Origin of the sequence: Desulfopila sp. IMCC35008 (assembly GCF_010646885.2) — a bacterium.
Classification (GTDB): Bacteria; Desulfobacterota; Desulfobulbia; order Desulfobulbales; family Desulfocapsaceae; genus Desulfopila.
On record NZ_CP050700.1, the window covers coordinates 2588694 to 2605099 of the forward strand.

General features: G+C 48.2%; 16 protein-coding genes. 10 read left to right on the plus strand and 6 right to left on the minus strand.

What is annotated here, in order from left to right; all coding sequences use genetic code 11:
• The first annotated feature begins 244 nt into the window (after positions 1-244).
• From GA520_RS11370 to GA520_RS11405, 8 genes are all read left to right on the plus strand, one after another.
• Complete coding sequence (locus GA520_RS11370; protein ID WP_163340090.1) at positions 245-415, plus strand: hypothetical protein; 171 nt, start codon at positions 245-247, stop codon at positions 413-415.
• Positions 416-419: 4 nt separating this feature from the next.
• Entirely contained in the window at positions 420-896 is a 477-nt protein-coding gene (locus tag GA520_RS11375; RefSeq protein WP_163340091.1) for a signal peptidase II, read from the plus strand.
• A 630-nt stretch (positions 897-1526) separates the two neighbouring features.
• Positions 1527-2690 (plus strand): ABC transporter substrate-binding protein, encoded by a 1164-nt coding sequence (locus GA520_RS11380; RefSeq protein ID WP_163340092.1) that lies wholly within the window; start codon positions 1527-1529, stop codon positions 2688-2690.
• A gap of 60 nt (positions 2691-2750) precedes the next feature.
• A complete protein-coding gene (locus GA520_RS11385) occupies positions 2751-3668 on the plus strand; it encodes a branched-chain amino acid ABC transporter permease (protein ID WP_163340093.1) in 918 nt (305 codons plus the stop codon).
• Positions 3665-4648, plus strand: coding sequence for a branched-chain amino acid ABC transporter permease (locus GA520_RS11390; RefSeq protein ID WP_163340094.1), 984 nt, complete (start codon positions 3665-3667; stop codon positions 4646-4648). Before GA520_RS11385 ends, GA520_RS11390 begins: the two co-directional genes overlap by 4 nt.
• A complete protein-coding gene (locus GA520_RS11395; protein WP_163340095.1) occupies positions 4645-5385 on the plus strand; it encodes an ABC transporter ATP-binding protein in 741 nt (246 codons plus the stop codon). Before GA520_RS11390 ends, GA520_RS11395 begins: the two co-directional genes overlap by 4 nt.
• 1 nt (position 5386) lies before the next feature.
• Positions 5387-6088: an ABC transporter ATP-binding protein gene (locus tag GA520_RS11400; protein WP_163340096.1), complete on the plus strand. Its 702-nt coding sequence runs from the start codon at positions 5387-5389 to the stop codon at positions 6086-6088.
• Positions 6089-6232: 144 nt separating this feature from the next.
• Positions 6233-7174, plus strand: a complete 942-nt coding sequence (locus GA520_RS11405; RefSeq protein ID WP_163340097.1) for a cation diffusion facilitator family transporter — start codon at positions 6233-6235, stop codon at positions 7172-7174.
• Positions 7175-7231: 57 nt separating this feature from the next.
• Here the strand turns inward: GA520_RS11405 and folD are convergent, their stop codons facing one another.
• Both folD and GA520_RS11415 read right to left on the minus strand, forming a co-directional pair.
• Positions 7232-8125 (minus strand): bifunctional methylenetetrahydrofolate dehydrogenase/methenyltetrahydrofolate cyclohydrolase FolD, encoded by an 894-nt coding sequence (gene folD / locus GA520_RS11410; protein WP_163340098.1) that lies wholly within the window; start codon positions 8123-8125, stop codon positions 7232-7234.
• A gap of 93 nt (positions 8126-8218) precedes the next feature.
• Entirely contained in the window at positions 8219-9994 is a 1776-nt protein-coding gene (locus tag GA520_RS11415) for a formate--tetrahydrofolate ligase (protein ID WP_163340099.1), read from the minus strand.
• Positions 9995-10558: 564 nt separating this feature from the next.
• Here GA520_RS11415 and GA520_RS11420 point away from each other — a divergent pair.
• Both GA520_RS11420 and GA520_RS11425 read left to right on the plus strand, forming a co-directional pair.
• Positions 10559-10753, plus strand: coding sequence for a CooT family nickel-binding protein (locus GA520_RS11420; protein WP_163340100.1), 195 nt, complete (start codon positions 10559-10561; stop codon positions 10751-10753).
• 57 nt (positions 10754-10810) lie between these two features.
• Entirely contained in the window at positions 10811-11065 is a 255-nt protein-coding gene (locus GA520_RS11425; RefSeq protein ID WP_163340101.1) for a hypothetical protein, read from the plus strand.
• 73 nt (positions 11066-11138) lie between these two features.
• Here the strand turns inward: GA520_RS11425 and GA520_RS11430 are convergent, their stop codons facing one another.
• The 4 genes from GA520_RS11430 to GA520_RS11445 all read right to left on the minus strand — a co-directional run bounded on the left by GA520_RS11430 (position 11139) and on the right by GA520_RS11445 (position 16400).
• Complete coding sequence (locus GA520_RS11430) at positions 11139-12071, minus strand: methylenetetrahydrofolate reductase (protein ID WP_163340102.1); 933 nt, start codon at positions 12069-12071, stop codon at positions 11139-11141.
• Positions 12072-12073: 2 nt separating this feature from the next.
• Positions 12074-12736, minus strand: coding sequence for a methylenetetrahydrofolate reductase C-terminal domain-containing protein (locus tag GA520_RS11435; RefSeq protein ID WP_163340103.1), 663 nt, complete (start codon positions 12734-12736; stop codon positions 12074-12076).
• A 51-nt stretch (positions 12737-12787) separates the two neighbouring features.
• Complete coding sequence (locus GA520_RS11440) at positions 12788-13252, minus strand: hydrogenase iron-sulfur subunit (protein WP_255494433.1); 465 nt, start codon at positions 13250-13252, stop codon at positions 12788-12790.
• A 115-nt stretch (positions 13253-13367) separates the two neighbouring features.
• The gene (locus tag GA520_RS11445) at positions 13368-16400 is read right to left on the minus strand and encodes an FAD-dependent oxidoreductase (RefSeq protein WP_240910246.1); all 3033 of its coding nucleotides are present in this window, start codon (positions 16398-16400) and stop codon (positions 13368-13370) included.
• Positions 16401-16406: the final 6 nt, after the last annotated feature.

A 16406-nucleotide genomic window follows, 5' to 3' on the forward strand; every position in this document is an offset into this window, starting at 1 on the left:
TTGGTATCAACAGCCCCTGGCAAGATCTTTTACTCATATACATCTAATGATTCTCGTTTGCTACCCCAATTATAAATTGACAGAATTTTTTCTTTACTCATATAGCCTTTGTTACCTTATCTTTCATTACGCATCTGCAAAATACGATGACCAGCAAGACTGGCTATTGCCAAGTAGTAATTCTTTTCTTATCTTCTGGTAAAACATCATTACACTTTAATCCACCACAAACTCCTATTTGACCATGTCCGAAAAAACAACTGACAAAAAGCAACAGGAACTTACCCAGGAAGAGCTAGCGAAGCTGGACGACGATCTTCACTCCATCGATATGCTCTACAGATCGCGATGTGTTCAACCTCCCAAGGGAGTCAACAACGTTGTAGTCAGGGAAATCGTAAAAGACGAAAAATAGTATTTTGACTGCCAGGGTTGCTACACTCTTCTATTTCGTTGCTGCACTTGGCGGTGACAGGCTGACTAAGACAATGGCTGCCAGTCACCTCAGTCCGGGTGAACCAGTCTCTTATTTATTCGGCACCCTGCGACTTCACCTTGTTGAGAATCACAGCGGCTTTCTTGGGTACTACGGACTCCTGCCGGAGGTTGTTAAAGATGCCCTCCTCATCTGGGGTACTGGCACTCTAATCCTTCTGATGCTGCTCTATCTTATAAACAAGAAAGGTCTGAACCAATATCGACAGTCCTCTATTGCTCTCATCATGGCCGGTGCCACTGGAAACCTCACTGATCGCTTTATAAACGAGGGTGGTGTTATAGATTTTATCGTTCTGGCTTTAGGCCCCGTCCAAACGGGAATATTCAATTTAGCCGATGTTTTTATTCTATCTGGCTCTGCCTACCTGGGCTATTGCTTTGCTTCGACAGATAAGTAGTTGCCATCCTTCATTCAGGTATTTCGAAGTCTGCATTTATCTGATCCACGTCGAGACATGTGACACAATTTACCACAGACAAACAGTTAATATTCTGAAAACAGAATTTTGAGCACAACGAAGATATCGGCAAGGTTGCGCAGAATCCGAAAGGGCAGTTTCAGGACGGGAACTAAGTCGAGAGCGGTATTACCAGTTTGAGGTCCGCTCATTGATCACTACGAGTATACTCGACCAAGTACCTTGTCTTAATTTACTAATGGCCGATAAAGTTGCAGATTTCAACACCCTGCTGAACCCTGATGACTTTTACAAGACAGTTGGTATGTATCGTCCTGATTGAACTTTACAGAATTCATAACAGGTACGGCTCTTCAGGGAATAAGTTCCGGTACTCACGGTTTAGTTGTTCACTCTTTCGTTATGTGTTGGCCTCTACATGACTTTCATATATTCATATCCAGTCGCGACTAGCCTATCTTTTATTAAGCATTTCAGCAATTCCACCTAATTTTATTAAAATACTGCTTGCAACTTTTGATTGGTTTTTCTAGTTTCAACTGCTAAAGCTTCAATTGCAGTGTATGAAATTGCAGGATTTTTCAATACGACTCAGGAAAAGGTATCAAAATGAAAAGACTACTGACGACCGCAGTGGCTGTTGCATTGGTTTGCGCAGTCCCGGCTATGGCACTCGAACCTGTGAAGATAGGTATGGTAACAACCCTTTCAACCAAAGCCGGGTACCTTGGTGAAGATATCCGGGACGGTTTTCAACTGGCCATTGACCAGGAAGGCGGCAAGCTGGGATCCATCCCGGTCGAGCTCATGGTTGAAGATGATACCCGTAAACCGGAAAAAGGCAAACAGATCGCCGAGAGGTTTATAAAAAAGGACGGAGTCAAGATCCTTACCGGTATTGTCTTCTCCAATGTGGCTATGGCCGTTGTGCCCAAAGTCGTTCGCCAGGATGTTGTCTATTTAAGCGCCAACGCGGGACCATCAAAACTCGCTGGAAAAGGCTGTAATGAAAACTATTTCAGCGTCTCATACCAGAACGATAACCTCGACGAAGTTGTCGGTCAATATGTCACTGAGGCAGGTCATTCCAACGTCTATCTCCTCGCCCCAAATTACCCTGCCGGTAAAGATCACCTTGCCGGATTTAAACGCTATTATAAAGGAAGTATAGCGGGAGAAGTCTATACGAAGTTAGGCCAGTCGGATTATGCCGCTGAGATTGCAACGCTCCGCGCAGCCAAACCGGATGCGGTTTTCTTCTTTTTACCGGGTGGTATGGGAATTAACTTTCTGAAACAATACTCCCAGGCCGGGTTACGTGACACAATCCCGGTATACGGTCCTGCCTTTTCCTTTGACGAACGCATATTAAACGCTGTTGGTAGTGCGGCCCTGGGTGTCAAGAATGGCTCCCAATGGACCCACGACCTGGATAATGAGGCAAACAAGCAGTTTGTTCAGGCATATAGAGAAAAATACAAGAGGATGCCTACCCTTTACGCCAGCCAGGGGTATGATACCGCACGGCTCATCGGCAGCGCCCTGAAAAGCGTTAACGGGAATCTCGCTGATCTTTCTGCCTTCAGGGCAGCACTGAAAATAGCTGAGTTTGATTCCGTCCGCGGCTCGTTCACTTTCGGTTCCAATCAGCACCCGGTACAGGATCTGTACATACGTGAAGTTATTAAAACTAACGAAGGATTTACTAATAAAACCGTCAAAAAGGTTTTCAGTAACCACCAGGACGCTTACGCCGCCGAATGCTCCATGTAATCATCCGTTGTTACGTTTTTTCAAAGACCCTCGCTGCGAGGGTCTTGTTTCTCTATTATCATGCTTCTAGTCTTTGAGCAGTTCCTGAACGGACTCCAACTCGGTATCACCCTCTTTTTGATGTCCGCCGGATTGACCCTGGTATTTGGGATCATGCAGGTCATCAATCTCGCCCACGGATCATTCTATATGATAGGTGCATATGTCGGTGCAACCGTGGCGGCCCAGACCGGCTCCTTCCTGCTCGGGGTCGTGTCAGCCCTCTCAGCTGCCGCCGTTGCAGGCATGTTAGTGGAGTTCCTGGTACTCAGACATCTCTACAGACGAGAACACCTCGATCAGGTACTTGCCACCTTCGGGCTAATCATGTTTTTTAATGAACTGGCCCGGATCATCTGGGGCAGGCAGCCCTTGTTCATGGATATCCCTCCCTGGCTCGCCGGCAGTTTAGAACTCTTTCCGGGTCTTTACTACCCGATTTACAGACTCGCTGTAATCGTTTTGGGGCTTCTGGTTGCCATTTTTCTCTGGTACCTTTTTACCCATACCCGGCTCGGCATGAAGATCCGGGCCGGGGCCTCAAACCGGGAAATGGTTGCAGCCCTTGGTGTCAACATATCCTTACTTTACACCCTGGTCTTCGGACTTGGAGCCATGCTTGCCGGTCTTGCCGGCGTTATGGCGGGCCCGATCCTGGCAGTAGAATCCGGCATGGGGGAATCAATACTCATCCTTACCTTTGTTGTTATCGTGATCGGCGGTATCGGGTCTATACGGGGAGCAGTTACTGGTGCACTTCTGGTCGGCATGGTAGATACTCTCGGCAGAGCCTTTCTACCGACCCTCTTCCGTCTTATATTCAACAGCTCAACCGCCGATACAGTGGCTGCTTCCCTCTCGTCCATGGCAATTTACATCCTCATGGCTGGAATCCTTATTTTCAGGCCCCACGGTCTCTTTCCCGTCCAGAGTACATGAAAGAATCATACAGGCATATTGCTGTTATCTTTGCGGGAGCTTTCTTCTTCGCATTTTTCCCGCTAGCGGCTCACGCAACAGACCAGCCGTATCTTATATCCCTCTTCAGCCGTATTCTAATTTATGCACTCGCTGCTGTCAGTCTGGACCTGTTACTAGGCTGTGGTGGTCTTGTGAGCCTTGGACATGCTGCCTATGTCGGCATCGGCGGCTATGTCGTCGGTATATTCTACCATCACGGATACGAAGCTGAACCTTTGCTCACCTGGCCGGTAACAGTAACAGGCAGTGAAAACCTGGTGGTCGTATTCCCTATTGCTGTTTGTATCTCTGCATTGGCCGCTCTTCTTTTTGGTGCTCTCAGTCTGCGAACCAGGGGGATGCATTTTATTATGATTACCCTCGCCTTTGCCCAGATGCTCTATTATTTTTTCGTCTCTTTAGAAAAATACGGTGGCGACGACGGCCTTTCTCTCTACTCCAGGAACAGCCTGGGCAATCTCGACCTTGGTAATGATACAACCTTCTACTATCTTTGTTTTTTCTTTTTGGTGCTTTTCCTCGTTTTTACCATACGTTTATCACGATCCCGTTTCGGGTTGGTGCTACAGGGAGCGAAAAACAACGATCGCAGAATCCAGACACTTGGCATCAACTCATATTGGTATAAACTCACCTGTTTCGTAATTGGTGGAGCAGGAGCAGGACTTGCCGGAGCCTTACTTGCTAACCAGACTGAGTATGTCAGTCCCGGCCTGTTACACTGGACACTTTCCGGTGAGCTGATGGTCATGGTCCTCCTCGGTGGATTAAACACCTTTTACGGACCCGTTATCGGAGCCACACTGTTCCTGCTTCTTGAAGAAGTACTTGCCATGTATACGGAACATTGGATGGTTTTTATGGGACCGATACTTATTCTTGTTGTCATCTTTGCAAAAAGTGGCATTTACGGTCTTCTAACAGGAGCGAAAAAATGAAACCGCTTCTTGAAGTTATAAATCTCATGAAGAGTTTTGGGGCACTCGAGGCAACACGGAATCTATCCCTCTCAGTTGAACAGGGATCTCTTCACGCCCTTATCGGTCCTAACGGCGCGGGCAAAACCACCTTTGTTAACCAATTGAGTGGTGATTTAATAGCCGATGACGGTTCCATCATATTTGACGGTCACGATATTACAAGACTGCCATCCTACAGCCGTTCCGGTCTTGGGTTGGCCCGCTCCTACCAGATCACCTCACTGTTTGAAGAACTCACTGTGGGCGAAAATATGGCGCTGGCCATTCTCGCCCACACCAGTCATAACTTCATGTTCTGGCGCCGCAGTATGAGCGCAGCGGTTGTACGCCGTAACCTGGCGGCAAGCCTTGACTATGTCGGTCTCCTTGAACGAAAAGATGAGACGGCGAGTCATCTCTCTCATGGAGAAAAACGTCAACTGGAAGTCGGGATGACACTCGTCGGCAAACCAAAACTGCTGATCCTCGATGAACCAATGGCTGGAATGGGCCCAGGAGGAACTGTAGAGTTGTCTAAACGGATTGAAAATCTGAAGGGCAAATTAACCATACTTCTTGTCGAACACGACATGAATGTCGTCTTTTCTCTCGCGGACCGGGTATCCGTTCTGGTCAACGGTCATAATGTTGCGACCGGCACTCCTGACGAGATCAGGGCGAACCCTCTTGTCCGCTCTGCATATCTTGGAGAGTAAGATGCTCACACTTGAAAATGTTGAAACCCGTTATGGTTCCAGTCAGGCCCTTTTTGGTGTGTCCCTTTCTATTGCTGAGGCGGAGGTTGTCACCCTGCTCGGCAGGAACGGAATGGGCAAATCAACCACGGTTCGCTCCATAATGGGTTTAACAGCTCCCTTCTCCGGCGCGATCTCTTTTCAAGGCAAACGTATCGAGACATTACCCAGTTATAAAATTGCCAGACTGGGAATCGGACTTGTCCCTGAAGGCCGTCAAATCTTTCCCAACCTTACTGTTTACGAAAACCTTATCGGGACATCAGCTAATCACTCTAAGAATAAAACCCCTTATACACCCGACGATATCTTCGTCATCTTTCCACGGCTCAAGGAAAGGCTGAAAAATTTCGGCAACCAACTCTCCGGCGGTGAACAACAGATGCTGGCTATCGGTCGTGCCCTGATGACCAACCCTTCTCTCCTTATCCTCGATGAAGCAACAGAAGGACTGGCCCCACTGGTCCGGACAGAAATATGGCGTGGACTTGGCATTCTCAAAAAAAAGGGGTTGGCAATCATGATAATTGATAAAAATATCGAGGCACTGATGGATATCGCGGAACGTCACTACATAATGGAAAAAGGCAGGGTTACCTGGTCTGGCACCACTGAAACCTTTCGCGTCAACAAAGAGGTGCAGACTAGATACCTCGGCGTATAGCCTCACCCTTAAGAGCAGCACAAGAAGAAAACATCACCACCTTCAGTTTTTTATAGACCTTGTGTCTTTTGGTGATTAAACAAAAGGGCATCCTTTTCACACCTGCTGGGTGGACACTGAAGTTTACATATCAAATGCACTTTCATGAATAATTCATCAAAAAAACTCTTCGCGGCTAAGCTTTCTATCACCACAGCTCTCAGCCTTGCAATACTCAAATTCATCACGGGAATCATGACCGGTTCCATGGCTGTTCTTTCCTCGGCCATCGATTCAGTACTTGATATTCTGATGTCAGCGGTGAACTTTCTGGCAATCAGGCATGCCGAACAACCGGCAGACGACTCCCATGCCTATGGCCATGGAAAATTTGAAACCATGGCAGCCCTGGTACAGGCTCTTATTATAGGAGGTTCCGGTGTCTGGATTTTAATCGAGTCGATCAACCGACTGATAACCGGATCAGAACCTCAAAAGCTTGGTAACGGGATCGTCGTTCTGGCGGTGTCCGTTGTTGCCTCCTGGCTGATCAGCAGATATCTCGTCAAAGTCGCATTAGAAACAGACTCACCAGCATTACAGGCAGACTCCCTCCATTTCGCGATGGATGTGTATACCAACCTTGCCCTTGCCGGCGGCCTGGTCCTTATGTATTTTTTCGATATTCCCTGGCTTGACGGACTACTCTCCATCCTGGTTTCCTGTTATATCATGTCGGAATCGTACAAACTTATCCGACAGGCAATGAAAGATGTTCTCGACGAGCAAATTCCGAAAGCTGAGCGTAACAGCATTGAGAATATAATCCGGAATCAGGGGTGCGATCAGTGGAATTGTCACGATCTGCGCACCCGGAAATCCGGCTCCCACAGAATTATTGATTTTCACCTCACGGTTTGCAAGAACCTTACTGTCGATTCCTCCCATGGCATAACCGAGATGCTGGAAGAGAAGATAGAGGATGAGCTGCCGAATTCAGACATTATTATTCATATTGAACCCTGCTCCCATGAGGATTGTCAGGGCGTCCCCGAAGAGTGTACCCACAGACCCAAATCAGGTGATGAGGTCTGCAAGGCAGAATAAAAAAAGGCCGTACGAAAATTCGCACGGCCTTTTTTATTCTCAATTTGCTGACAGGTACTATTTCGATAAATGCATCCTGGCAGACTTCACGGTATTTTTCATCAACATGGTGATGGTCATCGGTCCGACACCACCAGGTACCGGGGTAATCTTACCAGCGATCTTACAGGCCTCGTCGTAATCGACGTCGCCTCGCAGGATAGCTTTTCCGGTTTTCTCGTTCATACCAACACGGTTCACACCAACATCTATTACAGTTGATCCCGGCTTGATCCACTCCGGCTTTACCAGGTTCGGTACACCGGCCGCAACGATCAGGATGTCGGCACGCTTACAATGGGCGGCGAGATCCTTGGTACGGGTGTGAACGATTGTTACGGTGGAGTTCGCTCCCACACCTTTCTGGGCCATCATGATTGCGATCGGCTTACCAACAATATTTGAACGGCCAACAACAACGACCTCAGCTCCTGATGTTTCAGTACCGGAACGAACAATCATTTCCTGAATTCCTGCAGGAGTACATGGGGCAAAGATTGCTTCCTCACCACCGATCATCAAGCGACCGACATTAACAGGATGGAAGGCATCAACATCCTTATCAGGATTAATGGCGTTCAGTATCTTCTTATCATCAATATGCTTGGGTAAAGGAAGCTGAACAAGGATGCCGTGGATATCGTCATCATTGTTATATTTTTCAATCAAAGCCAACAGATCTGCTTCTGATATATCTTCTGGCTGATCGTCCTGAATTTCATGAAAACCCAGGCTTATCGCTGTTTTGACCTTTAAGGTAACATAACTGATTGAAGCGGGGCTGGAGCCAACAAGGATGGTAACAAGTCCTGGTGGTTTCCCATACTTCTCTTTTATTTCCTTTACTTCAACTTCCAGTTCTGCAAGGATCTCTTTGCGTATCTCTGTACCACTGATAATTTCTGCTGTCATGAATGCATTCTCCCTTTGAGTTGCTGACACTGCGAAAAAAACAGAGAGACCCACCTTTACCGGCGGGTCTCTCTGATAGATATTCAGATGATGTTAGAAGACACCCTGAACCTTACCTGTTTCAACATCGACATCAACCCTTCTGAATGCAGGATTGGAACCAGTTCCAGGCATCAGACTGATAGCACCGGCAACAGGAACGATGAATCCTGCACCACCGTAGGTGAGAACCTCACGGATCTGCAGGCGCCATCCTTTTGGAGTGCCTTTCAATGCAGGATTATCGGAAAGGGAGAGATGGGTTTTGACCATACAGAGACCGAGACCAGCAAGATCAGGGTCGCCCTGGATGCGCTTAAGTGCCTCTTCTGCGGCTGCTGAATAATCAACACCATCAGCACCATATACAGTTGTAGCAACTTTTTCTATACGCTGTTTAACAGGCTCGTCAAGCTCGTAGAGGAACTTGAATTCAGTTTTCTCTTCACATGCCTCAATAACAGCATCGGCAAATTCCAGCGCACCGTCACCACCCTGTTCCCAATGACGGGAGAGAGCAACCTTAGCACCAGCCGCTTCAGAGAGTTCACGAACTTTGGCAATCTCAGCATCGGTATCGGTGTAGAACGCATTAATACACACAACCGGTGAAATTCCTGCTTTACGAACAGTATTAATGTGGTGGATAAGGTTATCGCAACCCTTGGCTACCCATTCTACATTCTCGGAGGCATACTCTTCAGGCATCGGCTTGCCCGGTACCGGTACCGGCGCGCCACCATGACACTTAAGAGCGCGAATGGTTGCAACAATAACAGCACAGTCAGGCACAAGGCCGGAGTAACGACACTTGAGGTTCCAGAATTTCTCAAATCCAATATCAGCGCCAAAACCAGACTCGGTTACGTGATAGTCTGCTAATTTCAGACCAACGCGGTCTGCAATAATTGAAGACTGACCGATAGCGATATTGGCAAACGGTCCGGCATGAACGATTACCGGCTGGCCTTCAAGTGTCTGCATCAGACTTGGGTTCAGGGCATCGACCATCCATGCTGTCATCGCGCCTGCAACTTCAAGATCGCCGGTGGTAACCGGCTTACCTTTCTTGGTGTATGCCACAACGATCTTACCCATACGCTCACGCATATCTTTCAGATCTTTGGAAACAGACAGGATTGCCATAACTTCTGAGGAAACGGCAATACCGAACTTGGACTTCATCATGAATCCGTCTGACTTGCCATTCACGCCGTCAATACCGATAATGATGTTACGAAGTGCCTGACAACAGTAATCCATAACCCAACCCATTTCGATTTTAGTCGGGTCGATGTCGATACGCTTCATACCGGAAAGGCGCTCAAGCTGCTCGTCCGTATAGTTTCTTTCGTGCTGCAGCCTGGAGGTCAGAGCGACCATCGCCAGGTTATGTGCATTCATGATAGCGTTGATGTCACCGGTAAAACCAAGTGAGAACGGAGTCAGTGGAATACACTGTGCCAGACCACCGCCCGCAGCTGAACCCTTGATATTCATGGTCGGTCCGCCCGAGGGCTGGCGAATAGCAGCACATACGTTCTTTCCACGTTTGCCAAGACCTTGAACAAGCCCCATGGATGAAGTGGATTTTCCTTCACCTAGAGGTGTCGGAGATATTGCTGTCACATCAATGTACTTCCCGTCTGGTTTGTCTTTCAGGCGTGCAAGAACCTTCTGAAAGTCAATTTTCCCGATATAGTGACCCTGGGGTAACAGCTCTTCCTTCGTGAGCCCCAGTTTTTCACCAATCTGATAGATCGTCAACATCCTTGTTTCTGCCTCTTCGGCAATTTCCCAGTCCGCGTGTTTGGTTGGATCTAATGACATAACGATTCCTTTGATTCAGGTGAAGGTGGTAGGTGAAATCGCCACCGTTGATAATGGTTCCCAAAGACTGTTGGTTACCGGCCTATCTTTCCCTCAATATTATCGGCACCCTACCCTAAAATATTCCCCTCTTGCAAGTGATTTTCACACAAATCAGGGGGAACTTCACATTTTCCTGCAGGGTCCAAAAATATTATTAACTATCTTCTTGAAATCAAAATTAAACCTTCATTTATTCTGCAATTTTTCATTTATCAGTAAGGCACTTAAGGACCCCAATCGCAAGCAGCCCGGCACAACATGCACACCCGCTGAAGCAATTTGTTATACATTCTGCCCGCACAGGCCCAATCACTCGCTATTGAGTGCAACCAGAAAGGTACCTTGTCCAAAACGCCCAATTACCCCATCTAACGTATCCAAACACCGATATTGGACGATATCGTATTTGATTATTGACGCTCCCTAAGTGTTTACGTTATTACTGGACGTCGTTGTATAATAATATTATTGGCACCTTTTTTTATCTGCCTTCTCACTACTACACTTATCACGGAGACACCCATGTGTGAAATTAAAGTCGTAATGGATAAAGACGGCATCGAAGAACCGGTTATGGAAAATGTCACAAAACTCGATATTCTTGACAATGCCGTTGCCATCACTTCCCTTTTTGAAGGGGTCAAGGAAATCCCCGGGGTCACTGTCCGCAATATTGACTTCCTGGCCGGCACGGTCTTTCTTCAGCCGCAGCAATAACCTCAAAACATTTCGTTTGTTACAAGTCGTTGCCTAAATAAATATTCTGGAGACACCATGGAAAACAAAGAAAAGCTACGCGTTCTTCTTCAACACTGGATCGAACATAACGAAGGCCATGCCGCTGAATTCGAAAAATGGCGCCATACAGCAGAACATGACGGCGAGGCCGACATAGCATCTGCCATAAACGAAGCCATTACAAAAATGAAGGAAGCCAACGTAGCCCTTGAAAAAGCGCTGAAGAGTGCCGGTGGTAAAGCAGATCATGGCGATGGACATCATCACCATCACCACCACCATCATCATTAATAAATCGCCCCTATAAAGTTAGAGGGTGGGGCAGTATTCAATCGCCCCACCCTCTAATACCCTCCCCGAACCGCTAATCAAATTTTGGTCGAGGATACAATCCAGCCTCTTCGACCATCTCAGGCACTTTTTCTTCCCACTCAATGGCCATGATGTGGAAACCGGCTACACCTTCCACCTCTTTGAGGCGCTGAATCTGCTCAATCGCTATCTTGATACCTTCCTGTGACTGCTGCTTCTTTTCAACACCTGCGAGGCGGTCAATCAATTCATCAGGTACATCCATGCCGGGCACGGCACGTTTCATATATTTGGCCATACCAACTGAGCGCATAGGGGTGATACCTGCCATGATATATACCTTCTCATGCAGTCCACGGTCACGAACACCCTGCATCCATTCTTCAAAGCGCTCCATGTTGTAAATACACTGGGTCTGGATAAATTCAGCACCAGCCGCAACCTTTTTCGCCAACCTCGGAACCCTTATCTTAAAAGGATCGCCAAACGGGTTGGCGGCAGCACCAACGTACATGGATGGCGGCACCTTGATTTCATCTCCACTCAGAAATTTGCCTTCGTCCCGCATATGCCGAACTGTCTGAATCAGTTGCATGGAGTCCAGATCAAAGACATTCTGAGCCTGTCGGTGATCGCCAAAACTCTGGTGATCACCTGAGAGACAAAGTACATTGTTGATGCCAAAAGATGCAGCTCCAAGCAGATCGCTCTGCAATGCGATCCGGTTCCTGTCTCTTGTCACCATCTGCAGCACTGGCTCCAGCCCCTTGCTCTTCAGGTGCACACAGGCTGCAAGGCTGCATATCCTGGCTACCGACGTCTGGTTGTCTGTGATGTTGATAGCGTCAACATGGTCTTTTATCAGGTCTGCCTTCTCGATGATATGTGCCGGATCGCTCGATCTTGGCGGACCACACTCACTGGTAACGGCGATCTGTCCGCTTTTGAAAACCTTCTCGAGTGTACTTTCTGTTTTCAGTTCCACGATTAGAAGTCCTCCAGGGTAAAGGATCGGGGTCCACCGGACCGATCTTTGGACCAGTCCTTGATAGAACTCAGCTTCTCGTAGTCATCGAGCTTCCCGAGTGCCTCAAGACGGTTGATAATGAGCTGCCAGGCACAATCGACATCTTTTGAGATTTCACATTTACCGGTTGTCGAGCCTCCACAAGGTCCGTTAAGTACCCTTTTGGCACATCTGCTGACAGGACAAACTCCTGCCGTTTTCCCGAGAACACAATCGCCACATGCCTGACATTTTTCCTCGAACAGGGCCGTTTCCGGTACATCTCCCAGGAATGTCGTATTGAGGCCAGGATATATCGGTGTACTTGGATATTTTGAAGCCATGAATTGAACCCCAATCCCACAGGCCAGGCTCAGCACTGCCTCAGATTTCTCGATCAGCTCCTGAGTCTTCTCAAAAAACTCATGCTCACATTGTCGCTCGATGCCACTATCAATGAACTTGACATTCACCTCCTCCTGGGTGGCTTTCATATTGAGCAGCGAGGCGAGAACTTCGGCTTCCTTGTTTCCCCCCTGGTGGCAGACGGCTACACATGTGTTACAGCCAAACACCGTAACATTTGCATGTTCACGAACCATCTCCCATATTTCATCCAACGGTTTCTGTTCACCTACTATCATTGTATTTGGGCTCCTTTCTCATTACCGCATTCCAAAACATCATGTATAGTATCAGGCCGTCTGCTTTTCCTCTTGAACTTCCTGACTTTTCTTCTTTCTCAGAGCGAGCCAGACCGGAGACGGGCCGAGTTGCTGAATCTTTTCTGTAAACTCGGTACAGATTTCGGCCCACCTCGGCCCCATCGCTGCCGACAGGTTGAAGAAGTGCAACCTCTCTGAATCGATGCCTACGGACTCAAGCAATTTATGCAACCGGAATACTCGTTTTTTTGCGTTAAGATTTCCTTCCAGGAAATGACATTGACCCTCAAGTCATCCCGCGACGAATACACCGTCGACCCCCCTTTCAAATGCCCGTAACACATAGGAGTGGTCAAGCTTTCCCGTACAGGGGAGTCGTACCACCTTCACATTATACGGATAAGATAACCGCATAACCCCGGCAAGGTCTGCTGCAGCAAAAGCACAGTAATGACACGCGAAGGCGATTATATTCGCCTGCCAGTCTGCGGGCACATCGTGCACCTTTGCCTCCGGACTTTCGCGGACTTCTTTCACTTCCTCTTCAGGTGCCATGAATTCTCCTCTTGATTGAAGGCATCATTGAAAATTTTTCATGTCGGTATAGTTATCAGATCTCTGTTGCCGCATCTATCATTGCCTTGATCTGGTCATCCCGGAAAAAGTTAACCTGGAAGGCCTTGGCGGGACAAACACCGGCACAGATACCACAACCGGTACATTTCACTTCGTTATGACTCACCATGCCATCCTCGTCAATATATGGAGAACCAAACGGACAGGCCCTGAAACAGGCCAGGCACGACATACATATATCTCGATTATGTTTTGAAACAACGCCGGAAACAGAGAGCTTCTCTTTCGACAGCAGAGCCCCTACCCGACCCGCCGCAGCCAACGACTGCGCTATTGTCTCTTCAAGGTTTTTCGGTGCATGGGCAAGCCCGGCCAGAAAAAACCCCTCACTTGGGAAATCTACAGGCCGCAGTTTTACGTGGGCTTCGAGAAAGAATTTGTCCAGATTACAGGTAAGCTTATATTTCTTTGAAAATTCCTCAATATCAGGTTGCGGCCGAAGCCCGGTGGAAAGAATAACATAGTCAGCATCTATCACCATCTCACGACCGAGCACCTTACCATCAAAGCTCACCTTACAGCTATCTGCACCCGGCTCGACGACCGGCTTGTTATCAGGGGTGTAAAGGAAAAACAGGACACCGAGATCGCGGGCTTTTTTGTAAAAGTCCTCTTTGAGCCCATAGGCCCGCATGTCGCGGTACAGAACAGCAACCTGAGCATCGGGCGTCTGTTCTTTGACGGCTATGGCATTCTTCAAAGCATCCTGGCAGCAGATCCTTGAACAGTAGTTGTCTGGTTCTTCACGGGAGCCAACACACTGGATCATCACATAGGTCTGCTCATTGGAAGACCCTTTATCTGCCAGCAGGTCCTCGAATTCACGCTGAGTAATAACCCTGTCTGCCCCCTCATATTCGTATTGGGTCGGCTGGTATTCTGTTCCGCCCGTCGCAATCAGTATTGCGCCATGATCGATGACCGTATTATCAGAGAGCTTGGTTGAGAAATTACCTACAAACCCATCGGTCTCCTCCACGATGGTGCCAAAGTGCACCTGAATGTTCTCAGCCGCCTGGACATCTGCAACCAAACTGCTGAGATATTGCTGAACATCATCCCCCTCCAGGGTCTTGCGCACCCTCTTAGCCAGACCGCCCAGCTCCTTCTCCCTTTCGACCAGATGCACTCCATATCCCTGCCCGGCCAGAGACAGAGCTGAGGTCATCCCGGCAACCCCACCTCCTATAACGAGAGCGGTGTGATTCACGCCAACAGAATTCTGACTGACCGGGTCAAGCAGCCGGGCCTTGGCGATATTCATATTTACAATATCTATCGCTTTCTCGGTTGCATGCTCTTTATCGTTCATATGACACCAGGAACATTGTTCCCGGATGTCTGCCAGCTCGAACAGAAATTTGTTCAAACCCACCTCACGGATGGTATCCATAAAAAGCGGGGAATGTGTCCTCGGTGTACACGATGCAATCACCACACGGTTCAGTTTCTTTTCTTTTATGAGATCCTTCACCTTCTCCTGTCCATCCGGAGCGCAAGCATAAATGATTGTCTCGGCATGGGCAACATTGGCTTCTTTTGCCGCCTCATCAGCAACCTTCTGCACATCAACAGTGCCGGCAATATTGATCCCGCAGTGACAGACGAAAACCCCGACTCTTGGTTCATCCCCGGTAATGTCGACCTCCGGCGGCAACACCACTTCCTCTACTTCGGTGCCCCGCTTTTCACCAAGTAAAGCCATGGCCTGGGCGGCCGCCCCACTTCCCTGTACGACAGTTTCAGGAATATCCTTTGGCCCCTGGTAAATACCGGCCACAAAGACCCCTTTGCGACTCGTCTCAACCGGATTTAAGCGTGATGTTTTGGCAAAACCGTATTCAGTGGTGTCAATTCCGAAAATATCGGCAAAACCTCCGCTATCCGGTCTGGGTTCAAAACCGATGGAAAGCACCACCATGTCAAATTCATCCCGAACTGTTTTTCCGTCATCGCCTACATGATGAATTAACAGGTTTTTGGTCTCAGGATCTTCGACAACCTGGGAGACCATAGCCCTTTTATAATGAACTCCCGCCTCCGCCTTGGCCTTATCAATAAACTTATCGAAATCCTTGCCAAAGGCCCTCAACTCCATGTAAAAAACAGTTTGCTCAACATCCGAGTCATGTTCCTTGGCGATGACACACTGCTTCGCTGCATACATACAACAGACGGAAGAACACCACGGGTTGGCATTATGCTCATTCCTGGAACCGACGCACTGTATCCAGGCAATTTTCTTCGGTGGCTTCCCATCAGACGGTCGTTCGACATGTCCCCCGCACGGTCCGGAAGCAGAAAGAAGCCGCTCAAACTGGAGGGCGGTCACCATGTTCTCATTGCGACCGTATCCGAACTCCTCACGTATCGCTGGATTATAGGTTTGAAGTCCTGGAGTGAGAACAATGGAACCGACATTAAGCTCAAACTCCTTATCCGTATCCTCAAAATTGATAGCGTCGGCGTCACAAACTTTTTCACACTTCTTGCAGACACCTTTATTCAGATACAGGCAGTATTCATTATCTATAGCGCGGGTATTAGGCACAGCCTGGGGAAAGAGGGCATAAATTGCCCTACGATTATTAAGCCCCTGGTTGAAAAGATCAGGAACGCGTGATGGACACTTCTCTTCACAGGCACCGCAACCCGTACACCGATCGGCGTCTACATAGCGGGCCTTTTCACTGACGGTGACGGTGAAATTTCCCTCCTCGCCATCGACCTTTGTCACCCTGGCCAGGGTATGGAGCTTGATATTCGGATGACGACTGCTCTCTACCATCCTTGGAGAAATCATACACATGGCACAGTCGCCGGTAGGAAATGTCTTATCCAGTCGCGACATGGTACCGCCAATAGACGGTTCCTCATTTACCATGTGTACCAGAAGACCACTGTTGGCAAGATCAAGAGCGGCCTGCATGCCGCCTATTCCAGATCCCACAACTACAACAGAACCAATCTTCTGTTTTCCTTCCTGTCCGGGGGTAATCCTTGTCAAAACAAG